Raw genomic sequence first — 22,281 nt, forward strand, 5'->3', positions numbered from 1 at the left:
GGTCAGACGTCGAGGAAGCGGACGTCCTTGGCGTTGCGCGCGATGAAGGAGCGCCGGGCGGCCACGTCCTCGCCCATCAGGATCGAGAACAGCTCGTCGGCCGCGGCCGCGTCGTCGAGGGTGACCTGCTTCAGGATGCGGACCGAGGGATCCATGGTGGTCTCCCACAGCTCGCTGGCGTTCATCTCGCCGAGACCCTTGTAACGCTGGATGCCGTCTTCCATGTTGATCTTCTTGCCTGCGGCCTTGCCCGCCTCCAGCATCACATCGCGTTCGCGGTCGCTGTACGCGAATTCTGGAGCCTGGCCCTTCTGCCACTTGAGCTTGTACAGCGGCGGCATGGCCAGATAGACGTGTCCCTGCTCGATGAGCGGACGCATGAATCGGAAGAGCAGCGTGAGCAGCAGCGTTGCGATGTGCTGACCGTCGACGTCGGCGTCGGCCATGAGCACGATCTTGTGATAGCGCAGCTTGGCGATGTCGAACTCGTCGTGGATGCCGGTACCGAACGCGGTGATGATCGACTGGACTTCGGTGTTCTTGAGGACGCGATCGATGCGCGCCTTCTCGACGTTGATGATCTTGCCGCGGATCGGGAGGATCGCCTGGTACATCGAGTCGCGGCCCGACTTGGCGGAGCCGCCTGCGGAGTCGCCCTCGACGATGTAGACCTCGCACTTGCTCGGGTCGTTGCTGCGGCAGTCGGCGAGCTTGCCGGGGAGGCCCCCGATGTCGGTGGCGGTCTTGCGGCGAACCAGGTCGCGGGCGCGTCGTGCCGCCAGCCGGGCCTGCTGCGAGTCGGCGGCCTTGCGGATGATGGTCTTGGCCTCGGCCGGGTTGGCGTCGAACCACAGAGCGAGGTGCTCGTTGCAGGTCTTCTGAACGAAGCTCTTGACCTCGGTGTTGCCCAGTTTGGTCTTGGTCTGGCCCTCGAACTGCGGGTCGGCGACCTTCACCGAGATGACGGCCGCGAGTCCCTCGCGGATGTCGTCACCGGAGAGCTTGCCGTCCTTCTCCTTGATCAGCTTCTTGTCGAACGCGTACTTGTTGACCGTGCTGGTCAACGCCGCGCGGAAGCCCTCCTCATGGGTGCCGCCCTCGGCCGTGTTGATGGTGTTGGCGAAGGTGTGGACCGACTCGGCGAAGCCCTCGTTCCACTGCATCGCGATCTCGACTTCGTGACCGGTGCCCTTGGCGGTGATCCCGATGACGGATTTGTGGATCGGCGCCTTGGTGCGGTTGTTGAGGTGCTTGATGTAGTCGACCAGACCGTCCGGATAGTGGTAGACGCGCGTCTTGACCTTGGCGACGGCGTCGGCCTTCTGCTCCTCGGTCTTGATGCTCGCGTCGCCGTCTTCGGTCTCCTCGGCTTCGGCTTCGAGGACCGCCTCGTGGATGCGCTCATCGGTGAGCGTGATGGTCAGGCCCTTGTTGAGGAAGGCCATCTCCTGGAGACGACGCGCAATCGTCTCGATGTTGAACTCGGTGGTCTCGAAGATGTTCGGATCCGCCCAGAAACTGACGGTGGTGCCCGTCTCGTCGGTCGGCGCTCCCTCTTCCAGCGGCCCCGGCTCGGCGTGCGTGTAGGTCTGCGACCAGTTGGCGCCGTTGCGCTTGATATCGAGCTGCACCTTGGTCGACAACGCATTGACCACCGAGATGCCGACACCGTGCAGACCGCCGGACACCGCGTACGAGTCCGAATCGAACTTACCGCCGGCGTGCAGCTGGGTCATGATGACCTCGACCGCGGGAACGCCCGTCGCGTGCATGCCGACGGGCATGCCGCGGCCGTCGTCGACCACCTTGATGCCACCGTCGGCCAGGAGCGTGACGTCGACGCGGCTGGCGTAACCCGCCATCGCCTCGTCGACCGAGTTGTCGACGACTTCCCAGATCAGATGGTGCAGACCACGCTCACCGGTAGAGCCGATGTACATGCCGGGACGCTTGCGAACGGCTTCCAGACCCTCGAGGATGCTGATGGAATCGGCACCGTATTCGCCCGAGGACGCCTTGCTTGACTTCTTAGGTGCGTTACCGCTGGTGTCTGCCACGGAGGGTCAGCTCCCATTCTGATTGAGGACAGTTACTCATCAGTGTACTGGGTGGAGCATCCACAGGCATGCTTGCCACGCCTCTGATTGCAACGGAGAACGACGAACGTAGCAATAGACGGGGCCGATCATGGCTCAGGACGGTTTGAGCGCTCTCACGTCGAAATCGAGCAGCCGCCCGGACGACTATCCGTAGGTGTCGCGGGGACCGCGCCCGGAGACGTGTCGCGGACCGTGCCGCCAACTCGGCGCCTTGGGGCCGGTGATGCGCAGACTCGTGACCATGCCGTGGCCGATCACCTTCGCGATCTTCGCCAAGATCTGCCCCTGCATATAGCGCAACTGCGTGGCCCACGCGGTCGACGACGCGCTGACGTGCAGCACTGTGCCTTCCAGACGGGTCGGATCGGCATGGGCGGCGATGTCGTCGCCGACGATCGACCCCCACATCCCGAACAGCGTGCCCTCGGAGATCCGCGGCTCCCAGCCGTGCTGTTTGGCGACCTTCCCGATCATCGCGCCGAAGGGCTGCGGATCGCGCGCGTCCGGACCGGACCCCGACCAGCGACGACGCGACCGGTCGCCGGAGCGACGCTTGCTGCGGATCGGCGCCGACCGTCCCATGCCGACGGCCTTGCCCTGCGCGCGCGCCGCAGCCCGTGCCTCCTCGAGCGCGGCCCGGGCGAGGTCGTAGCCGGACAGTCCTGCGGCCGGTGCCGAGCCCGCTGTGGTCGATCCCGGCGTGGTCGATGCCGGTGTCTCCGCGTCGCGTGCGTCTGCCTCAGTCATCGTCGACCTCGTCCCTTCCGTCATCGAGCGGTGCTGCCTCGGCGGTGACGGCATCCGACGTGTCACGATCGGCGGCCTCGGTGCCGATCTGCTCGTCAGCGATCACCAGCGATCGCCTGGGGCCATCATCGTCGGTGACTCCGACACAAATGCGTCGACCGACGATCGACTCCGGGATGTCCTCGGCCACCGCGGCAGTGATGAGCAGTTGATCGGCGCTCGCGGTGAACTCCGCGAGCAGGCGACGGCGAGTCACATCGAGTTCGGCGAACACGTCGTCGAGCATGATCACCGGCTCCACGCCGTCGTCGCGCAGCAGTTCCACGCTGCCCAGCCGCAGGGACAGGGCGAACGACCAGCTCTCGCCGTGGCTCGCGAACCCCTTCGCCGGCTCGTCGCCGAGTCCCAGGTGGAGGTCGTCGCGATGCGGCCCCACCAGGCACAGACCGCGATCGATCTCCTTGCTCCGCACCTCGACGAGACGGTCGGCGAGCACGGCGCGGATCGCCGCGACCTCGTCGTCCCCGCCGGGGCTGGCGTCCACCGCGTCGCCCGCCGCCGACCGATAGGCGATGTGCGCCGGACGCGAGTGCGGCGCGATCGACTGATAGGCGTCGGCGACGAACGGCGCCAGCTGTCGAACCACCGCGAGTCGCGCCGCAGTGACCTGCGCGCCGAGATCTGCGAGCTGCTGGTCCCAGACGTCCAGGGTGCTCATCACCGAATCGCTCTGCCCGCGTCGAATCGCGGCGCCCGCCGTCTTGAGCAGCGCCGATCGTTGTCGCAGCACGCGGTCGTAGTCGGCTTTCGCACCCGCGGCGAGCGGGCGCAACTGGGCGACGAGCTCGTCGATGAATCGCCGTCGCTCACTGGGGTCGCCGCGGACCAACGCGAGATCTTCCGGAGCGAAGAGGACCGCGCGGAGGATTCCGAGAACCTCGCGGGTCCGTCGCACCGGTCGGGTGTTGATGGCGGCCTTGTTGGCGCCGTGCGCTGCGATCGTCAGGTCGACGGTCAGCTCGCGTCCGTCGTTCTCGACGGTCGCGATCACCCGAGCGGCGTCGGTGCCCGACCGGACCAGCGGCGCATCGGACGAGACCCGATGCGAGCGCAGCGTCGCGACGTAGAACAACGACTCCAGCAGGTTGGTCTTACCGAACCCGTTGCGACCGACGAAGATCGTCGTGCCCGGTTCCAGCGTGAACTGAGCCTCCGGCCACGACCGGAAGTCGCGCACTGTGAGCTCACGAACAAACAAGAACCTCTACCTCGCCACTGGTGTGCCGTACTTGCCACCGACGTCTCGGCCGTCGCCGAGGGACCTCGCAGAACTGACGACCGTGCCGGTCAGCCCGGCAGTCGGACCGGCATCAGCAGATAACTGAACTCGCTGTCGCCGGCCAGGTAGGCCCCGGACTCGTCGGCGGCGGGCTCGTCACCGGTCGACGGCCGCAGCACCGCCGGACGGATCGCGGCGCGACGCACACCGGAACCGTCCGGCTCCGGATTGGTGAATCCGAATTCGACGGTGTCGGTGCCGATGGCGGCGAGGCCGTCGAGCAGATAGTGCGGGTTGAACGCGATGATGATCGGCTCGCCGTAGAAGTTGACGGGCAGTTCTTCCTCGGCCTTGCCGGCTTCATCGCCGCCGGCGGTGAGGAGCACGGAGTCGCTGGTGAAGTCCAAGCGCACCTGAGCGCCGCGCTCGGCGACCAGCGAGACACGCTTGATCGACTCGATGAGCGGCGCGCTCTCGATAGTCGCGATGGACGTGTGGTGCGGCGGGAAGAGCTGTCGGAACTTGGGGAACTCGGCGTCGAGCAGTCGCGTGGTGGTCTTCTTCGCGTTGTTCGTGATGCCGAGCATGCCCTCGGAGCCGATCGCATGTCCGGAGCCGAAGGCCAGGTCGACGTTGCCGGTGGCGTCCGAACCGGCCGACTTCGCAGCCTCGGAAAGAGTCTTGGCAGGGACCAGTGCGGCACCCGAGGCGCCGGCTTCGGCGGGCAGCCACTGCAGTTCGCGGACCGCGAGGCGGAAGCGATCGGTGGCCGCGAGAACCACCTTGTCGCCTTCGATCTCGACGCGGACGCCGGTCAGCATCGGCAACGTGTCGTCCTTGCCTGCGGCGATCGCGACCTGGGAAACGGCTTCGGAGAACAGATCGGCGGGGACCGATCCGGTGTTCTCGGGGATCTCGGGCAGGTCGGGGTAGTCCTCGACCGGCATCGTCGGGAGGGAGAACTTGGCGCTGCCGCAGCTGATCGCGACGCGCGCGCCGTCGATGGTCACATCAACGGGCTTGTTCGGAAGAGACTTCGTGATGTCGGCGAGGAGACGCCCGGAGACCAGGGCTTTGCCCGACTCGGCGACCTCAGCGGAGATGGTCTGCGTGGCCGAGACCTCGTAGTCGAATCCTGCGACTTTGAGCCCGAGATCGTCTGCGGTCAGAACCACGCAACCGAGAACGGGCACCGGAGGACGTGAGGGGAGGCTGCGAGCAACCCATGCCACGGCATCGGCGAACTCGTCGCGCACAACACGAAACTTCATCGGTGGTGTTACCCCTTCTCGACGTTCCCGGGCCGCCGAACGGGCAGCGGAGCCGGGAGATGAATGGTCGCCGAGTCCACTGTAGAGCGCTCGGCGCTTTCAAGTCGCATCGGATCGCTATCACGATCCGTCCGACGCGGACCGTTGCCGCGCCGAGCGGCGCCGGCGTCGTCGAACGGCTGTGTATGCACACAGCTTCTTTTAAAAGATGTTCTTTAAAGAAGAAATCTTCTTAGTAATAGGCGCTGTGGGATCTGTGGACAACAGCCTGTCGGTGCTGGTCAACACTATCGCGACAGTGTTGACGATCCGTGGAGCAACTCGGTGGATGAATCGTGATGGCTGTGGATCGGCGAAACTGTTCCACGACCACGCACTGGTTGTCCACAGAAACCACCCCGGTTGTCCCCACGCTGTCCACACGCGGCGCGCGGACGCGTCCTGCAGGTTTCCTCGGGGTGTCGGACGAGGAACTTCTTGCCGACACCCGAAAGATTTCTGCCGCAGACTCGGTAGAAGAGTCTGCGGCAGGACTTGAGAGTTGTGTCTGTGAGCCGTCAGCGGTTGGCCCGTTGCTTGATCTTGGCGGTCAGCTCCTGCACCTGGTCGTAGATGTTGCGGTTCTCGTGCATCTCCTTGCGGATCTTGCGGTCCGCATGGATCACCGTGCTGTGGTCGCGGTCGAATGTCTCGCCGATCTTCGGCAACGAGAGGTCGGTCAGTTCGCGGCACAGGTACATGGAGATCTGCCGCGGCAGCGTCAGCGACCGCACCTTGCTCGGACCGCACAGGTCCTCGACGGAGAGGTCGTAGAAGTCCGCGGTCACGGCGACGATGCTCGCCGCACTGATGTCCATCGGCCCCGAATCCGGGATCAACGCCTTCATCACGACTTCGGCCATCGACGCATCCATCTGCGTCTTGTTCAGCGACGCGAACGCGGTCACGCGGATCAGGGCGCCCTCGAGCTCGCGGATGTTGCGCTCGATCTTCGACGCGATGAGCTCCAGGACGGCGTCGGGCACGTCCATGTTGTCCATCTGCGCCTTCTTACGGAGGATCGCGATGCGCGTCTCGAGGTCCGGCGGCTGGACGTCTGTGATCAGTCCCCACTCGAACCGCGTGCGGAGACGGTCTTCCAGGGTCGCGAGCTGCTTCGGCGGACGGTCGGACGAGACGACGATCTGCTTGTTCGCGTTGTGCAGCGTGTTGAACGTATGGAAGAACTCCTCCTGGATGCCTTCCTTGCCCTCCAAGAACTGGATGTCGTCGATCAGCAGCATGTCGATGTCGCGGTAGCGGCGCTTGAAGGCCACGCGGCGGTCGTCGCGGAGCGAGTTGATGAAGTCGTTGGTGAACTCTTCGGTCGAGATGTACTTGACGCGCATCCCCGGGAACAGTCGTTGGGCGTAGTGGCCTGCGGCGTGCAGCAGGTGGGTCTTGCCCAATCCGGACTCACCCCAGATGAACATCGGGTTGTAGGCGCGCGCCGGATTCTCGGCGACGGCGACGGCTGACGCGTGGGCGAAGCGGTTCGACGCACCGATCACGAACGTGTCGAAGGTGTACTTGGGGTGGAGCGAGGTGGTGCTGTTGTCCGGCGCACTGGTCTCGCGCTGCTCGAAGTAGCTCGACCACTCGCGCGGCTCGACGGGGCGGTTCGGTGGGACGGGCTGATAGTGCTGCGGGGGGTAGTTCAGCGCCGCGAGTTGTTCGTCGGACGGGATCGCCGGACTCGGCGGATAGACGGGCGACGACGCCGCGTACGGGTCGTAGGACGACGGGACCCCGTACGTTTCGGGTGTGACTTGTGTTGCACCTGTGGCGCGTGGTTGTGGATGGACATCCCCAGAAGCCGGGCCGTTCGGCGTCGGCTCTGTGGACATCTCTTCGGGCTCGTGGAGACGAACGGCGATGTCGACGCTCTGACCCACGTGACGGCTCAACGCGTGGCGGACGGTGTCGCGCAGATTACGCTCGATCTGTTCTTGAACGAGCGTTGACGGAACGGACAGCAGCGCGAAGCCTTCTGTCATCGTCAACGGCCTGACCAGCGACAACCATGCCTTCTGCTGACGGGTCAGGGGTTCGCCGACGGCCGGGTCGGCACCGCTGGACAGATCCGATACGACAGAATTCCAAATGTTGCTGAAGTTCTCCCGGTCGTCCGCCACATGCTCCCCCTCGGTCGTCGATTCTGGCCCTTCGATGCCAGAGACTCTGCCACGAACGATGGCCCGAGCGCGAGTTGTCCACAAAGTTGTCCACACCTGTGGATGGAGTTGTTGACAAATTCCACAGGTGTAATTCAACGACCGCGATAACCGCAGGTAACCCGTCGTTTGATTTGGATTACGGGGACCAGTACCCTCGAAAGGTCGCCTACACATGGACTGCTTCATGCGCTCACCTCGAGCCGGCTCCGGCCGATCCATGAGGGGCCGAAGACCGCCTGCAGTACCTACGTCGAGTAGGACCAACACAAGGAGTTCCCAGTGGCTAAGGGGAAGCGTACTTTCCAGCCGAACAACCGTCGTCGCGCGCGCGTCCACGGCTTCCGTCTCCGGATGCGGACCCGTGCCGGTCGCGCCATCGTGAACGGTCGTCGTTCCAAGGGCCGCGCCAAGCTGACAGCCTGAGTCGAGAATCCGGCCCGGGCGATCGGTGTCGGCCGACTCGGCGCGGATTTCACGGAAGTCCGATTTCACCCGCACACTCTCCCAGGGCGTGCGGGTTTCGGCACGTGATCTGACCGTCAATGTGGCTCCCGTGGGAGCCGACTGGCCTGATTCGAGGGATCTGCGTCCGGACGTCGCCCTGCACGGTGGACCCTGGCTCGGACTGATCATCTCGAAGAAGGTCGGTAATGCGGTGATTCGTCATCGCACTGCACGGCGACTTCGTCATGCCTTCGCGGCGGTTGCACCGGACATGCTTCCGCCGGAGACCTTCGTCGTCGTTCGAGCCTTTCCGGGGATCGTCGCACGGTCGGGCGCCGACCTCGAGTCGACGCTGCGATCGGCATTCGGACACCGCAAGGTGGTCGCTGCCGTCGACAAGGTGGCCGTGGGAGTGGACGGATGAGTTGGTCGTCACGCGTGCATCGTCTTCCTCGGGTCTGCCTGATCTTCCTCATCGAGCTGTATCGCTCGTACATCTCCCCGATGCGCATGCCGACCTGTCGATTCGAGCCGACGTGCAGCGGATACGCCGTCGAAGCTCTCGACAGGCACGGCTTCATGTGGGGATCGATTCTTGCGACCTGGCGTCTGCTGAAGTGCGGGCCCTGGCATAAACCCGGCTACGACCCGGTCCCGGAACTGGGGCCTGTGGAGTGGCTGCGCACCAAGACTTCCAACCGAGGTGCCTCCGCACCTACTTCAGATAGGGGTAAGTGAGCCGTGCTCAACTTCATCTACTACCCGGTGTCCTGGATCATGTGGGTCTGGCACTGGTTGTTCGACGCCATACTGCCGAACTCCCCGGGATGGTCGGGCGTTGCGTGGGCGCTGTCGGTGGTGTTCCTGGTCTTCTCGCTCCGCGCGATCCTGTACAAGCCGTTCGTCAAGCAGATCCGTACGACGAAGCAGATGCAGGAAATCAATCCGCAGATGCAGGCGATTCGCAAGAAGTACGCCAACGACCGCGTCAAGATGACCGAGGAGATGCAGAAGCTCCAGAAGGAGCACGGCTTCAACCCCCTCCTCGGCTGTCTGCCGATGTTCATGCAGGTCCCGGTCTTCATCGGCCTGTTTCACGTGTTGCGGTCGTTCAACCGCTACATCCCTGACGGCGGTGGATTCGGTGTGCCGCATACCGGCCCCAGTCTGTCGCTCGAAGCGAACCGCACGATCGGTAACTACGCGTTCAGCCCCGAGCAGGTGCAGGACTTCCTGGACGCTCGCCTCTTCGGTGTCCCGCTGTCGTCGTACGTCACGCAGCCGATGGCGCAGTGGCAGGCCTTCATGCACGACGCCACGAGCAGCAATCTCGTTCCGGTCGACTTCACCCGTATCGACATCGTCATCGTCGTCGTTCCGCTGATGCTGATCGCATCGCTCGCCACCCACATGAACTCGCGCGCCTCGGTCGCTCGCCAGACCGCCGCTGCGGAAGAGAACCCGCAGACCCGCATCATGAACAAGCTCGCGCTCTACGTCTTCCCCCTCGGCGTTCTCGTGATGGGTGTCTTCTTCCCCGTCGCCATCCTCCTCTACTGGGTGTCGAACAACGCGTGGACCTACGGTCAGCAGCACCTCGTCTTCGGCAAGATCGCCAGGGAAGAGGCAGCCGCGAAGGAAGCGAAGGAAGAGCGTCTGAAAGCCGCGGCGCCCAAGCCCGGTGCCCGGCCGGACAAGACCAAACGTCAGAGTGCCGTGGCGGTCGTCGACGGCGACGTCGAGGACTCGAACGGCTCGGTCGATCTGTCGAAGGACTCGCAGAAGTCGTCGACTGCGAAGGGTAAGGGACAGGCCGAGGTCGCGAAGCGTAAGACCGGCTCCACCGCGCCTGCCGCAAAGAAGGCCGCCGGTGCCACGGGGAACAAGCCCTCGCCGGGGCAACGTCCGGGCGGCGCACGCCAGGCAGGCAGCAAGCGCAACAAGAAGAAGCGAGGCGGGCGCTGAGTACAGCGCTGCCCTCCCCCAGACGTTTTCCATGAAGTGAGGTAACAAATGACGGACCAGACCGTGTCGCCGGACGACACCGAACAGGTCGAACCGACCGAGGCCGAGCCCCAGGCCGCAGAGGTCGAAGAGGTCGACGAAGAGGATCAGTTGGTCGAGGAAGGCGAGATCGCCGGCGACTACTTGGAGCAGTTGCTCGACATCCTGGACTTCGACGGCGACATCGACCTCGACGTTGACGGAGACCGCGCGATCGTCAGTATCGACGGCGGCAAGGATCTGACGAAGCTCGTCGGACGTGACGGCGAGATCCTCGACGCACTCCAGGAGCTGACCCGGCTCGCCGTGCAGCAGGTGACCGGAGATCGAAGCCGCTTGATGCTTGACATCTCGCGCTGGCGGGCCGACCGCCGTGATCGCCTCGCACGCATCGGTACCGAGGTCGCCGAACGAGTCCGCGATTCCGGTGAGCGGGAGTCGCTGGATCCGATGACTCCGTTCGAGCGGAAGATCGTGCACGACGCCGTCGCTGCGGTTGATGGGGTCTACAGCGAGAGCGAGGGTTCAGAGCCCAATCGTCGCGTGGTCGTCCTCAAGGAGTGACCACTCCCCTGGACTAACGCAATGCCCCGGACTCAGGTCCGGGGCATTGTCGTATGTCGGGCGGTCGCCGTCAGTGAACCTTTTCGGGGACTGATACCGACTGCTAGGGCATCGCTGTGCGTCCTTCATCTTTTCGACACTGTGACCTTTTAGGGTGGGGTCTGCGTTCGTGAGCTGCCGCGATCAAGGATCCGAATATCATCGATGTAATTCGCTGTTTCACGTAGAACGGAGAGAACCGTGTCTTGATCGGTTCGCCTGTCGTGGTCGCCTGTGTACGCCTCCTGTCCGTCGCATGCCCGAGGTGTTCCACGTGAAACGATCACGGGTTTCGACATGGAGGGACCGTCGTCTGAACGGTGCTTCTCGCAGCACGATGCGGTCACCTCCCCCGGGTCCGCCTTCTCCCTCACGCAAGTGTCGGATCCTGGGTAGCCCGCGAGATGTGTCGCAGTGGATGCTCGGATCAACGCGGACGTCGTAGTTGAACCCTGCCGGAGGCTCGTGGGCACCACCCCAGACGGCGGATGAAAGTTGACCCCTTTCGCACTCGTGAGGGCGTGACTTCCGTTGGCGATCGAACCGGGATTCCTCGCCTGTACAAAGCGGGATTTCGATCAAGGCGATCTTTCGTCGGACCGGTGTCACCACGAAGATGGTGCGGCCGGCACGGCGATCAAGAGTCGTCGGCGACCGTGAACGATTGGATCCTGCAGATAGGGAGCGACCACTCCCCTGAACTAGCGCACATGGCGTACCGTCGGGCGGTCGCAGTGAACCGTTTCGCGGGATCTGAATTCTAGTGATGCAGTTCAAAGCTTCACATGGAACAGAGAGCGCGGTCTCCCGATTGAATATGGCTGTTGTGTTTGCGCGTGCACTTCCTGTCCGCACCATGCGCCAGATGTTCCACGTGAAACGGTGACGTATGGCGAACTGGGAGGGCCCGTCGTCCGAACGCTGCTTCTCACAGCACGACGCGGTGGTCCCAGTCCGGCTGCTCTCGCAAGCATGGCTGGCGTCCCTGGACGCCCCCGAGACCTGTTTCGACGGATGCTCGGATCAACGCGGACGTCGTAGTTGAACCCTGCCGGCGACTCGCGAACAGCGCCCCAGACGACGGTGTGGATTCCAGTCATCGTTGCGCTGCCCGCCGACTCCCGGCTCAGGCCAGATACTTCGGCCAGATCGTGTCTCTTCCTTCCACACGGGACCGTCGGAACTCATCGGACCTCGCCGGATAGGACGAGCACCGCTCACGACGGCGAAGTCTCTGCTTGTCGGACAAGTCTCCCCGGTTCGCGCGGTGCTGCACGGAGGCGACAGTGGCGTCGAATGATCAGAAGGAGCGGTGCAGCCTGGTTGGCTACACTGGCGAATCTGTAGGGGTGGGAGGCACGCGGTCGGCGTCGCGGACCGCGCTGTACGGTCGTGAGGCATTCTCCGGGGATGATCAGACTTCGTCCGATGCCGATGTTTTACGTGAAACGAAGAGTAGGCCTGAATATCGGCCCGGACGCGTTGCGACGGTGACACGGTGAGAGACGACGCCGCGACGACCAACAGCCAGACCGTCGCCGCAGGACGCTCAAGTTCAGGCCGGGAGCAGGTGCGGATCCGACGCGTCGGTACCGAACGATCCTGTAATCGCGGTCTGGTCCGTCTATGTGTCTGGCAGATCCTCCTGCGGTTCTCGACCGCAGCATCCACGACGCCTCGTGCTTCAGTCGTGGCGGGTCATCAGGCTTTGGGGTGACGCCACAGGACCCCGCCGCCGTGGACCGGGGAACTCGATGTTTCACGGGAAACAACGCCGGGCTTGACGAGACTCATACTGCCGGCAGGTTCTTCCCCTCCCCCGCGAGCGATTGACATCGGACAGCGTCGTCGATGTGATAGCCAGTTCTGAACTTCTGTCGCCGAAGTTGAAGTTGGGCTGGGAATCGCATCGGCGTTCCACGTGACACCTTCTCGTCGGAGGCGACTTATGTGTACAGACGATTGATTCCTGGTGGCCGGCGTTCGTGGCTGGGATCGGTCGGACGAGAGCCTCGCCAACGACCACCGCTTCCCACGATGCCGCCGGAAGCTCGCGAAGGTCTCGATAAGCTGGGTTCGCTTCGGTCGCAGGTAGCACTCGACCAACGTGGGGACGACCATGACCGGGAATCAATCATTCAGGCGGTCGATGACCACGTGTCGGGTTAATGGCTCCGGTGAGGCGTCGATGGTGCACCGTTCTGTCTCAGGCGTCTCGTTCCGATGAGGGCGCGTCGCCCTGGACTGATCGACGATTCCCGCTGGCTCTCGTGTTGGTCGCTGACTGCCACGCTCTCGTCGGTCCCCCGCTTGGCCGACCTGCCTGTCGCTCCACTCCGTCCACGACCCCGGTCGCATCTGATCCGACGATCCCGCAGAATGGATTGCCATGTACTTCTGAGCGGAAGTCGCGCGCATGGGCGCGTGCAGAAGCTCCTGGCTCGACAGCCCGCCAGCGCCTCAGTTCTGCTCCAAAGAGCCGGTGTTCAACGTGAAACATAGTTCGTGTTCGCTCGCAGTCCGGAGCAGTGGTGAGGGCGGGAAACCACCACGGATCTTGGTCGGGTAGGTAAGAGCTATTCATCCACAGAGTTTCAGAAAGGGTGACGTTAATCCACAGCGTGAAGCATCGCTGCATGTCGATCTGTGGATAGATTGCGGTTCACTGTGGATACCGCTTCCCGCGGTGTCGACGAGCCTGTTGCGCGACTAAGCTTGAAGGCAAGAAGTATGGGGCTCATCGGTTGATCGAGTCCCAAAGATGACAGTGTTGCCGACTCTGATCGGTGGCACTTCGAACCAAGCATTCCTCCGTGGGATCTCGTCGGGAGAAGCGAGCGGGACGTTCGAGTTCACGTTTCACGTGGAACACGAGGTCGGTGCGCGCACATACTTGCCGATGTTCCACGTGGAACATCGGCGAGACGAGGGGCGATGACGGACGACGTCGAACAGCACGAAGGACAACCGGAGGCTACCCCGCCGATTGCCGGCCAGATCTTCGGTGACCGGTTGGCTCTGGCTGAGGAGTACGCACGCGTCCTCACCGAAGAAGGTGTACTCCGCGGGCTGATTGGACCTCGCGAAGTTCCGCAGTTGTGGACCAGACATCTACTGAACTGCGGAGTGCTGTCCGAGGTGATCGAACAAGATGAGACAGTCATCGACGTGGGTTCGGGTGCGGGGTTCCCCGGGATTCCGTTGGCGATCGCCCGACCAGATCTAACCATCACGTTGATCGATCCACTGCTGCGCCGAACGACGTTCCTCGACGAGGTCGTGGCCTCGCTCCCGCTTCCGAATGTCACCGTGGTTCGTGGTCGCGCAGAAGAGAAGGCAGTGCTGAAGGCGGTGGAACCCGCCGATGTGGTGACCTCCAGGGCGGTCGCACCGCTCGAGCGTCTGGCCCGATGGTCCGCTCCCCTGATTCGAGGCGGAGGGCGGCTCGTCGCACTGAAGGGAAGGTCAGCGGCGGACGAGATCGCTCGCGACTGGGAGAAGGTTCTGCGCCTCGGAATTCGAGACCTGAGAGTCGAAGAATGCGGGACAATACTGGAGACGCCGACGACGTTGATCATCGGACGACGTATCGAGAGTGCGCGCGATGCCCGTGGCGCTCGCAAGTCTGGCCAACGGAAATAGGGGGATTCTGAATTGGTGTCATTTCGACGCAGGGCGCACAATGGAAGCACTGACCGAAGGAGTTCCGGGGTGCCGAAACACGAGCCGAGCGTTTCACGTGAAACGCCTCCCGCCGCACCAACCACCAGTTACGACGACACCCCGATAGCGACGGCCGCGGCGCGCGCGAGCGAAGTGCTGACGCCCGGCGGCACCGGTACCCTCCCCCGCCCTCCGCAACCGCGAGTCATGACCATCGCGAACCAGAAGGGCGGCGTCGGTAAGACGACGTCGGCGGTGAATCTGGCGGCAGGCTTGGCATTGCACGGGCTCGGGGTTCTCGTTATTGACCTTGATCCGCAGGGCAATGCGAGCACTGCGCTGGGGATCGATCACCGTCAGCCGGGGATTGCGTCGGTGTACGAGATGCTGCTGGACGACGTACCGTTGCGCGATGCGATTCAGCGGTCGCCCTTCAATGAGCGTCTGTACTGCGTGCCGTCGACGCTTGATCTGGCGGGCGCCGAGATTGAACTCGTCTCCGTTGTGGCGCGAGAGAGCCGCCTTCGGAACGCACTCGACATGGATCTGCTGTCCCAGCTCAACATCGACTACGTACTGATCGATTGCCCGCCGTCCCTCGGCTTGCTGACGGTCAACGCGATGGTGGCGGCACAAGAAGTCTTGATCCCGATTCAGTGTGAGTACTACGCACTGGAGGGTGTCGGCCAGCTGTTGCGCAACATCGAACTGGTCCAGGCGCACCTCAACAAGGGGCTGCATGTCTCGACGATCCTGCTCACCATGTACGACGGTCGCACCAAGCTCGCTGACCAAGTCGCTGCTGAAGTGCGGAATCACTTCGGTGACAAGGTGTTGTCGACGATCATTCCGCGTAGCGTGAAGGTCTCGGAGGCACCCGGCTTTGGTATGACGATCATCGAGTACGACCCGGGTTCACGTGGAGCCATGAGCTATCTTGATGCATCGCGAGAGGTCGCAGAACGGGGCGCGGCTGTGGGAGGACGGACCAAATGAGTCAGCGTGACACGCAGCGTCGTGGGGGTTTGGGGAGAGGACTCGCGGCCCTGATTCCGACGGGTCCTTCCGAGGACGACCACGGCGTCAATACGACCCGGATGGGATCGGCGGCGGCCGACGTCGTCATCGGGGGCGGCACGGCCGCGACCCCGGCTCGAACCACGAAACCGGCGACAGATCTCCTGGCTCCGACCACTGGCACTGACCACACGTCGCCGACGGCTGACGAGGTGGGCGCGGTGTATCGCGAGATCGACCCCGCGGACATCGAGCCGAATCCGAAGCAGCCGCGCACCGTCTTCGACGAGGATGCGCTGGCTGAGCTGGAACACTCGATCCGCGAGTTCGGGTTGATGCAGCCGATCGTTGTCCGGGCTCTCCCCTACCCTGATTCCGGGCGCGCCAAGTATCAGCTCATCATGGGCGAACGGCGCTGGCGGGCAAGCACCAACGTTGGACTCGAGACGATCCCGGCGATCGTGCGCGAGACTCCCGATGGCGACATGCTCCGTGACGCACTGCTGGAGAACATCCACCGTGCGCAATTGAACCCGCTCGAAGAAGCTGCGGCCTACCAGCAGCTGCTCGAGGAGTTCGACGTGACACATGAAGAATTGGCGAATCGGCTAGGCCGATCACGGCCGGTGATCACCAATATGATTCGCTTGCTGAGGCTGCCGATCCCGGTGCAGCGGCGGGTGGCCGCCGGCGTCTTGTCGGCCGGGCATGCCCGTGCACTCCTCTCTCTCGATGCGGGTAGCGATGCTCAGGAAGCGCTTGCCGCTCGGATCGTCGCCGAGGGACTGTCGGTCCGTGCGACCGAGGAAGCGGTCACCCTCGCGAACCGCGACGGCGTCGATGACAAGCCGAGTCCGAAGAAGCGTCGTCCGATGGAGATGCCGGGACTTCAGGACGTCGCCAACCGCCTGTCGGATCGCCTCGATACGAAAGTGACCGTGAGCCTCGGTAAGCGGAAAGGCAAGGTTCTGATCGAGTTCGGCTCAGTTGACGATCTGGAACGCATCGTGAACGTGATCGCCGAGAACACCGAGAAATAGGGTGTCAGACCGATAGCCAGGGTCTACAGGTCAATACGTCACTGTGACAGTGGTGATGATGGCCTGCGAAACTGGACCGAGTAAGGACGAGAAGGAGGACGACAGCGATGGCTGTGTCGGTGGTGTCGCTGGAGCTCGAGGACTTCGAGACCCTGCCGCTGCATGCGCGTCGCTGCGTCTTCTGGGAAGTCGACCGATCCGGTTCTGCGCCGGCCATCGATACCGTGATCAGTTCACCGTCGTCGTCGGGTGAGACCGCCGGACCGGAGAGCGAGTTCGACAAAGAGGCATGGCTGTCCGGGTTGCTCTTGGAGTGGGGAGTCTGCTGTCAGGTCGCGATCGAACCGAGTACGGAACGGGTGGTCGGCGCGGCCTTCTATTCGCCGCCCGGGCGGGTGCCTCGCGCAGCCCACTTCCCCACGGCACCGGTCGGTGCGGATGCGGTACTCCTCACGACTGTCCGGATGGAGCCGGGGTTCGAAAGTGATGCCGTCACGGTGATCGACGCCGTCGTCGCCGATCTGGTTCGCCGCGGAGTTCGGGCGGTGGAGGCATTCGGATTCAGCGGGGACGACGACTCGCTCGCCATGGATCTGGTGACACTCTTGCTCGGCAGTGGCATGGCCTCGGATGTGTGCCGTCGCTGCATCCTCCCGACGGACCTGCTGTCGGACTTCGGCTTCGAGGTGGTCGCCGAGGACCCCTATCTCCCGCGCCTACGGCTGGAGTTGGACGAAGGCCTCGGCTGGAAGAGTCAGGTGGAGCGCGCCCTGAAGAAGCTGGTGGAACCCGCCACCCCCGTCGAGGTGGTTGAGGCTGCTTTTAGCCGGTGACCTGTTCCGCCGCAAGGAGTTCGGCGAACGTGTAGGTTCCGGTCGGCCGGTCGTTCTCGCCGAGCAGGTACAGACGTTTCACCGCGACCAGGATGGCCTCCGCGATGGTGTCGCGGATGTCAGGCCTACTGAGTTCAGTCGCGTCGTGCGAGTTGGTGATGTAGCCGGCCTCGACGACGACCACCGGCATCCGGGTCGCCCGCAGGATGTTCCACGTCCGCGGGTGGGTACGACAGTCGAGCAGGTCGGTACGGGCGACGATCTCGCGCTGGATGTACCCCGCGAGGTTGCGGCCGATCGTCGAATACGATCCGTGCGACGTACCGAAGTAGAAGCCCGCGACTCCGCTGGCCTTCTCGTTCGGGTAGCGACCGGTCCGGAGCGAGATCATCAAGTCCACGTCGGCCAGGTTGGCCACCCGCACGCGGTCGTCGTCGGTCGGAACCGTCTTGGCGTCGTGGGAGAGGAACGTCTCCATGCCTGCGGCGGACATGCGGCCCTCCAAACGGGCCGCTAGATCCCACAGGATCGCGTTCTCGTCGCCGACCGGTGACTCGACCCCCGGATCGATCAGAATGCGCTTACCGGTGAGTTGAGGGCCCGACTTCCGGACGTACTCCTCTTCGCGGATCGCGTGCGGTGAGCCGCCGGTGACCCGGGTGCCGAGGCGCTCGAGCGAACGGAGGGTCGACGGGCCGCAGATGCCGTCGGACTGCAGTCCGTACTCGGTCTGGTAGAGGCAGACGGCGTTGTGCGTCACGTCGCCGAAGATGCCGTCGACGAGTCCGTGGTAGTAACCGAGGTTCTGCAGGCGCGACTGCAGCGTGGCGACATCGTCTCCGGTCATGGGCGCCGACAGGCGGTAGAGGAGGATGCGCGCGCCGAGTCGGTAGGACGCCTCCCGGAGCGCGGTGTACGTCGCGTAGCCGACGATCCCGTCGACGATGAGTCCACGTTCCTGCTGGAAGGCGCGAACGGCGCGATCACACGCGGCGTCGAAGACTGCGTCAGGCGGTGACCAGGGCGTCTGGTCGTGAGACGTGCTCGTCGAGGGAGCTTCGGGAAGCAGTCCTCGACTTGCGAGGATCGTCCTGATCTCGGCGACAGCTGAACCGTGGTCCCCCAGACGCAAAACCTGCATACGTACATCCCACTTTCTTCACACCACCGACTCGGGTCGCCCTCCGTGACCCGATTCTTGCATCATTCTCTCAGTCGGTGCCGACAGCGACAAATGATCGTATCGATCTGTGACGATTGACCCACACCCGTCAGACGGGTGTGGGTCAAGGAGAACCGCAGGATCGGTGGCTAGGCCAACACGTCGGCGAGCTCGCGCAGAATCGCAGCCTTGGGCTTGGCGCCCATGATCGTCTTCACCGGCTTGCCGTCCTGGAACAGCATCATGGTCGGGATGCTCATGATCTGGTAGTCGCGTGCGACGACCGGGTTCTGGTCGACGTCGACCTTCGCGACGGTGATCTTGTCGGCGTTGTCACGCGCCAGCTCCTCGAGGACGGGTGCGACCATCTTGCACGGGCCGCACCAGGTGGCCCAGAAGTCGACGAGGACGGGCTTGGAGCCCGATGCTTCGATGACATCGCTCGTGAAGGTCGAGTCGCTGACGGCGACGGTGTTCTCGGACATGGATTCCTCCTGGTGGTTCATGGACCCGGATGGGGCCGGATGATCGGATGGGGTCAGGCGTCGGCCCGGTCGGCGAGCCAGCGCTCGGCATCGATGGCGGCCGAGCAACCGCTGCCTGCGGCGGTGATGGCCTGGCGGTAGGTGTGGTCGACGAGGTCTCCGCAGGCGAAGACGCCCGGCAGGTTGGTGTAGGTGCTGCGGCCGTCGACCTTCACGTAACCGTCGTCGTCGAGGTCCACCTGACCCTTGACCAGCGCACTGCGCGGGTCGTGTCCGATGGCGACGAACATGCCGGTGGCGTCGAGGATCCGCGTCTCGCCCGTCACCGTGTCGGTGAGCTCGAGCTCGCTGACGGAGCTGCTGCCCTTCACCGTCGAGACGGTGGCGTTGGTGACGAAGTCGATCTTCTCATTGGCGCGGGCCCGTTCCAGCATGATCTTCGACGCGCGGAACTCTTCGCGGCGGTGGATCAGCGTGACCTTCTTCGCGAACTTGGTGAGGAACGTCGCCTCTTCCATCGCGGAGTCGCCGCCGCCGATCACGGCGATGTTCTGGTCCTTGAAGAAGAAGCCGTCGCACGTCGCACACGACGAGACGCCGCGGCCGAGCAGTTCCTGTTCGCCCGGAACGCCGAGGTAGCGGGCCGCCGCACCCATCGCGAGGATCACGGCGCGGGCACGGTGCACCTCACCGCCCACCTCGACCTCCTTGATGTCGCCTTCCAGACGCAGGGCGTCGACGTCTTCCATGCGGAGGTCGGCGCCGAAGCGGATCGCTTGTTCGCGCATTTCGTCCATCAGGTCCGGGCCCTGGATGCCCTTCTGGAAGCCCGGGAAGTTCTCGACCTCGGTGGTGGTCATGAGCGCGCCGCCGAACGACATGCCTTCGAAGACGACAGGCGACAGCTCGGCGCGCGCAGCGTAGATCGCTGCGGTGTAGCCGGCAGGTCCCGATCCCACGATGATGATGTCGTGGATCTGGTTATCGGTGTCGGTCATCAATCCTCCGTTGTCGCGGTATCCGCCCGCTCCACTGCTCCGTTCGAGTGCAGCGCAGACGATTCAGTCAACAACACACTATTGCCCGATGTTCCCGACGTCGCTCTGCGGTGGTCCGCTCCACACCGAAACGGTCGTGCGGTCTACTCGGCGGTGAGGTCGTCGATGAACGAATCGAGGCGCGCGGCGACGTGGTCGGGCATCGTCGTGGCAGCGCGTTGCTGTGCGCCTTCGGCCCGGAGTTCGCTGCGCACGCGGTCGAGCGCCGCGAGGACTTCGGCGGCGTGCGGGTCGGCGGGGAGTCGTTGTTGCACGTGGTCGTGTGTGCGGGGGTCCAAGACGCCGGCGTGGAAATCCGCGAGGAGTTCGGTCGAGTACGGCGGTTCGGGAAGTCCTGGGTTGTAGCTGTGCGCGGTCGAACCAGTCATGGTCGTCACGCCCCCTGTTCCGAGTGCTGTCCGCGTAGGTGATGCCGACACCAGGATACTGAGACGACGTGGCCTGCGAATCGGTTCCGCGATGCTGAGCGGTGCGTCACTCGAATGGTCGGGGAACCGGCCGCGATCAGTACTCGTCTTGGAGGAAGTCGAGCACCAGGGCCAGCTTCTTGCGACCGCGCGAGCAGCGACTCTTGACGGTCCCGCACGCGATCCCGAGGATCGCCGCCGCATCGCGCACCGAGTAGTCGTAGTAATCGACGAGGATCACCGCCTGGCGCTGATCGGGCGGCAACACGTCGAGCGCGTGACCGATCGACAGGGAGACGTCGATGCCGACGGTGCGATCGTTCTCGTCGGCCAGGACGGCGGCGTCGTACTCGACGAGCGGCAGTGTCTCGTGCGTTCTGAGTCGCCGCAGTCGATCGAGGCAGCAGTTCAGCACGATCTTATGCATCCAGCTGGATACCGACGCATCGGCTCGGTAGGTGTCCGCGGTGCGGTGGATGGCCATCCATGCGTCTTGGAAGGCGTCGGCGGCGTCGTCGCTGTTGCCGGTGGTGCGGACGGCGATGGCCCACAGGTGGTCGCGATGGCGGTCGTAGAGCTGGCGAAATGCACTCTGGTCACCGGCGATGTAGGTGTTTAGCAGAACTTCGTCGCTGACGTGCGTGATGGTCCCCCGAGTCATGCGAAGACCCTAAGCCGGAATGCGAGTCGCTTTGGGTGTTTTTCCCACATTGTGGATAGTTTTGTGAAACCTGTGGATAAACGGGCATAGCGGAACGGGATTATGCATAGTGTCGTGTGTACACAGTGGTGCGGCGCCGCTGGAACCGCCGCGGGTGGATCAGGTGGAAGGCATTTCGGCACCGCATCCTATTCTGTCTGCATGACCGACGAGAAGCCCTTGGCGACATGGCGGGCCGCGCGATCGATGGGCAAGGTCGCGGTCCCGGGCGAGCTGCAAGTGACGAAGACGCACGTGGTGTTCGAGCCGAAGTCGGCGCGGACGTCAGGGGCGCGGTTCTCGGTCGCTCTGACGTTCGTTGCCGGCGTGGGCCCTGCGCCGGGTACGGGGCGATTCTTCTCGGGCGGCAAACGTGAACGCCTGTGCATCACCCTGGGCGACGGCTCGGAATGGTTGTTCGTCATCGCTGAACTGGAGGCCGCGATCGCCCAGATCCGAGGGCGCCTCACGAAGTGAGTGAGGCCGGACGGTCTCAGTCGGCGAAGATGCGGTCGTACGTTGCGATGAACATCTCGGTGACGACCTCGTGGATCGCCTCGACCTGGAAGAATTCCGGGCCTGCGGCTTCGTTGACCGGATCGGTCAGGGCCATCTGCCAGTCGACGAGCAACTGCGTCAACGCGCCGACGAGGCCGATCGCGCCGAGTTTCTGCGCGGCGGTGAGCGGGCGTCCGCCGCCCGCGAAGCCGCCGATGAAGTCGGCCCAGTCGTGAATCGCGCCGAGGCGTAGTTTCTCGATCTCGGGTGCGACGGCCACGACCTCGATGAGGATGACCCGGGCACGGCGCGGGTCGTCCACCAGATTCTTGATGATGCCGCCGAGCGCTTCGTGCGCGAGGGCGGGGATCACGTCCCGCGGAATCTCGCTGCCTGTGACCCCGGACCGCTGGAGGACGGCGTCGGCGGCCGCCAGGGCTGCCGCGCGGGCGTCGTCGACGCAGTGCTCGTACACCGCGGCCAGCAGTGCGACGCGGTCGCCGAACGATTCGTAGAAGTAGCGTTGAGTGAGGGCGGCCTCGTCGCAGATCTTCTTCACCGAGACGTTGAGGAAGCCGTCCGTGCCGAACAGCTCTAGACCCGCCTCGACCAGTGCACTACGCCGCTGTTTCTGCCGCTCAGCAGCGGATACCCCCCCGTACGTACGCCCGCCGGTCACCGTGTTCATCACCGATGATCCTACGTGGCGGCCCGCCGACGCCTGTGCTTAGTGTGCACTATCTGACACGGGATTG

At 64.1% G+C, this 22,281-nt stretch carries 21 protein-coding genes; 10 read left to right on the forward strand and 11 right to left on the reverse strand.

Annotation, left to right across the window (positions count from 1 at the left end):
- Positions 1-2 precede the first annotated feature (2 nt).
- The 5 genes from gyrB to dnaA all read right to left on the reverse strand — a co-directional run bounded on the left by gyrB (position 3) and on the right by dnaA (position 7,570).
- Positions 3-2,057: a DNA topoisomerase (ATP-hydrolyzing) subunit B gene (gyrB, locus tag GH2_RS15585; RefSeq protein ID WP_066169883.1), complete on the reverse strand. Its 2,055-nt coding sequence runs from the start codon at positions 2,055-2,057 to the stop codon at positions 3-5.
- A 186-nt stretch (positions 2,058-2,243) separates the two neighbouring features.
- Positions 2,244-2,846 (reverse strand): DUF721 family protein, encoded by a 603-nt coding sequence (locus tag GH2_RS15590; RefSeq protein ID WP_084247543.1) that lies wholly within the window; start codon positions 2,844-2,846, stop codon positions 2,244-2,246.
- Entirely contained in the window at positions 2,839-4,104 is a 1,266-nt protein-coding gene (gene recF, locus GH2_RS15595; RefSeq protein WP_066169885.1) for a DNA replication/repair protein RecF, read from the reverse strand. The genes GH2_RS15590 and recF overlap by 8 nt, the downstream gene beginning before the upstream one ends.
- An 89-nt stretch (positions 4,105-4,193) precedes the next feature.
- Positions 4,194-5,396 (reverse strand): DNA polymerase III subunit beta, encoded by a 1,203-nt coding sequence (gene dnaN, locus GH2_RS15600; protein ID WP_066169888.1) that lies wholly within the window; start codon positions 5,394-5,396, stop codon positions 4,194-4,196.
- A gap of 557 nt (positions 5,397-5,953) precedes the next feature.
- Complete coding sequence (gene dnaA, locus GH2_RS15605; protein ID WP_066169890.1) at positions 5,954-7,570, reverse strand: chromosomal replication initiator protein DnaA; 1,617 nt, start codon at positions 7,568-7,570, stop codon at positions 5,954-5,956.
- Between the two features lie 321 nt (positions 7,571-7,891).
- Here dnaA and rpmH point away from each other — a divergent pair, with 321 nt between their 5' ends.
- The 9 genes from rpmH (at position 7,892) to GH2_RS15640 (ending at position 17,216) form a co-directional block, all read left to right on the forward strand.
- Entirely contained in the window at positions 7,892-8,035 is a 144-nt protein-coding gene (gene rpmH, locus GH2_RS21370) for a 50S ribosomal protein L34 (protein WP_006337454.1), read from the forward strand.
- Positions 8,036-8,060: 25 nt separating this feature from the next.
- Positions 8,061-8,480: a ribonuclease P protein component gene (gene rnpA / locus GH2_RS15610; protein ID WP_066169893.1), complete on the forward strand. Its 420-nt coding sequence runs from the start codon at positions 8,061-8,063 to the stop codon at positions 8,478-8,480.
- A complete protein-coding gene (gene yidD / locus GH2_RS21375; RefSeq protein ID WP_084247544.1) occupies positions 8,477-8,794 on the forward strand; it encodes a membrane protein insertion efficiency factor YidD in 318 nt (105 codons plus the stop codon). Before rnpA ends, yidD begins: the two co-directional genes overlap by 4 nt.
- Positions 8,795-8,797: 3 nt before the next feature.
- Positions 8,798-10,021 carry a membrane protein insertase YidC gene (yidC, locus tag GH2_RS15615; RefSeq protein WP_066169895.1) on the forward strand — a complete coding sequence of 408 codons (1,224 nt, stop codon included), beginning with the start codon at positions 8,798-8,800 and terminating at the stop codon, positions 10,019-10,021.
- A 48-nt stretch (positions 10,022-10,069) separates the two neighbouring features.
- Positions 10,070-10,624: a Jag family protein gene (locus GH2_RS15620; protein WP_066169898.1), complete on the forward strand. Its 555-nt coding sequence runs from the start codon at positions 10,070-10,072 to the stop codon at positions 10,622-10,624.
- A 2,973-nt stretch (positions 10,625-13,597) separates the two neighbouring features.
- Positions 13,598-14,305, forward strand: coding sequence for a 16S rRNA (guanine(527)-N(7))-methyltransferase RsmG (gene rsmG, locus GH2_RS15625; protein ID WP_066169901.1), 708 nt, complete (start codon positions 13,598-13,600; stop codon positions 14,303-14,305).
- A gap of 69 nt (positions 14,306-14,374) precedes the next feature.
- Complete coding sequence (locus GH2_RS15630; RefSeq protein ID WP_084247545.1) at positions 14,375-15,322, forward strand: ParA family protein; 948 nt, start codon at positions 14,375-14,377, stop codon at positions 15,320-15,322.
- Positions 15,319-16,383 (forward strand): ParB/RepB/Spo0J family partition protein, encoded by a 1,065-nt coding sequence (locus tag GH2_RS15635; protein ID WP_066169904.1) that lies wholly within the window; start codon positions 15,319-15,321, stop codon positions 16,381-16,383. The genes GH2_RS15630 and GH2_RS15635 overlap by 4 nt, the downstream gene beginning before the upstream one ends.
- 107 nt (positions 16,384-16,490) lie before the next feature.
- The gene (locus GH2_RS15640) at positions 16,491-17,216 is read left to right on the forward strand and encodes a hypothetical protein (protein WP_066169907.1); all 726 of its coding nucleotides are present in this window, start codon (positions 16,491-16,493) and stop codon (positions 17,214-17,216) included.
- On the opposite strand, the gene GH2_RS15645 is transcribed toward GH2_RS15640, so the two are convergent.
- The 5 genes from GH2_RS15645 to sigM all read right to left on the reverse strand — a co-directional run bounded on the left by GH2_RS15645 (position 17,206) and on the right by sigM (position 20,989).
- Positions 17,206-18,357: an N-acetylmuramoyl-L-alanine amidase gene (locus tag GH2_RS15645; RefSeq protein ID WP_066169910.1), complete on the reverse strand. Its 1,152-nt coding sequence runs from the start codon at positions 18,355-18,357 to the stop codon at positions 17,206-17,208. The two genes, GH2_RS15640 and GH2_RS15645, sit on opposite strands and share 11 nt — an antisense overlap.
- A gap of 170 nt (positions 18,358-18,527) precedes the next feature.
- Entirely contained in the window at positions 18,528-18,884 is a 357-nt protein-coding gene (gene trxA, locus GH2_RS15650; RefSeq protein WP_341264540.1) for a thioredoxin, read from the reverse strand.
- 32 nt (positions 18,885-18,916) lie between these two features.
- Positions 18,917-19,861 (reverse strand): thioredoxin-disulfide reductase, encoded by a 945-nt coding sequence (gene trxB / locus GH2_RS15655; protein WP_066169913.1) that lies wholly within the window; start codon positions 19,859-19,861, stop codon positions 18,917-18,919.
- Between the two features lie 143 nt (positions 19,862-20,004).
- Positions 20,005-20,289, reverse strand: a complete 285-nt coding sequence (locus GH2_RS15660; protein ID WP_066169916.1) for an RsmA family anti-sigma factor — start codon at positions 20,287-20,289, stop codon at positions 20,005-20,007.
- Between the two features lie 136 nt (positions 20,290-20,425).
- Complete coding sequence (sigM, locus tag GH2_RS15665) at positions 20,426-20,989, reverse strand: RNA polymerase sigma factor SigM (protein WP_066169919.1); 564 nt, start codon at positions 20,987-20,989, stop codon at positions 20,426-20,428.
- A gap of 201 nt (positions 20,990-21,190) precedes the next feature.
- Between sigM and GH2_RS15670 the strand changes: the two genes are divergently transcribed.
- On the forward strand, positions 21,191-21,505 hold the full coding sequence (locus GH2_RS15670) for a hypothetical protein (RefSeq protein ID WP_066169922.1): 315 nt from the start codon (positions 21,191-21,193) through the stop codon (positions 21,503-21,505).
- Between the two features lie 16 nt (positions 21,506-21,521).
- Here GH2_RS15670 and GH2_RS15675 read toward each other — a convergent pair whose 3' ends face one another.
- Complete coding sequence (locus tag GH2_RS15675) at positions 21,522-22,214, reverse strand: TetR/AcrR family transcriptional regulator (protein ID WP_066169927.1); 693 nt, start codon at positions 22,212-22,214, stop codon at positions 21,522-21,524.
- Positions 22,215-22,281 lie beyond the last annotated feature (67 nt).

Source organism: Gordonia hydrophobica NBRC 16057 (genome assembly GCF_001592365.1).
Taxonomy (GTDB): domain Bacteria; phylum Actinomycetota; class Actinomycetes; order Mycobacteriales; family Mycobacteriaceae; genus Gordonia; species Gordonia hydrophobica.

Bases quoted from the DNA above. Each gene is read 5' to 3' on its own strand.
- GH2_RS15675 (WP_066169927.1), bottom strand. From the start codon at position 22,214: ATGAACACGGTGACCGGCGGGCGTACGTACGGGGGGGTATCCGCTGCT.
- GH2_RS15590 (WP_084247543.1), bottom strand. From the start codon at position 2,846: ATGACTGAGGCAGACGCACGCGACGCGGAGACACCGGCATCGACCACG.
- GH2_RS15645 (WP_066169910.1), bottom strand. From the start codon at position 18,357: ATGCAGGTTTTGCGTCTGGGGGACCACGGTTCAGCTGTCGCCGAGATC.
- trxA (WP_341264540.1), bottom strand. From the start codon at position 18,884: ATGAACCACCAGGAGGAATCCATGTCCGAGAACACCGTCGCCGTCAGC.
- GH2_RS15635 (WP_066169904.1), top strand. From the start codon at position 15,319: ATGAGTCAGCGTGACACGCAGCGTCGTGGGGGTTTGGGGAGAGGACTC.
- yidD (WP_084247544.1), top strand. From the start codon at position 8,477: ATGAGTTGGTCGTCACGCGTGCATCGTCTTCCTCGGGTCTGCCTGATC.
- GH2_RS15640 (WP_066169907.1), top strand. From the start codon at position 16,491: ATGGCTGTGTCGGTGGTGTCGCTGGAGCTCGAGGACTTCGAGACCCTG.
- GH2_RS15670 (WP_066169922.1), top strand. From the start codon at position 21,191: ATGACCGACGAGAAGCCCTTGGCGACATGGCGGGCCGCGCGATCGATG.
- trxB (WP_066169913.1), bottom strand. From the start codon at position 19,861: ATGACCGACACCGATAACCAGATCCACGACATCATCATCGTGGGATCG.
- rsmG (WP_066169901.1), top strand. From the start codon at position 13,598: ATGACGGACGACGTCGAACAGCACGAAGGACAACCGGAGGCTACCCCG.
- dnaN (WP_066169888.1), bottom strand. From the start codon at position 5,396: ATGAAGTTTCGTGTTGTGCGCGACGAGTTCGCCGATGCCGTGGCATGG.
- GH2_RS15620 (WP_066169898.1), top strand. From the start codon at position 10,070: ATGACGGACCAGACCGTGTCGCCGGACGACACCGAACAGGTCGAACCG.
- sigM (WP_066169919.1), bottom strand. From the start codon at position 20,989: ATGACTCGGGGGACCATCACGCACGTCAGCGACGAAGTTCTGCTAAAC.
- GH2_RS15660 (WP_066169916.1), bottom strand. From the start codon at position 20,289: ATGACTGGTTCGACCGCGCACAGCTACAACCCAGGACTTCCCGAACCG.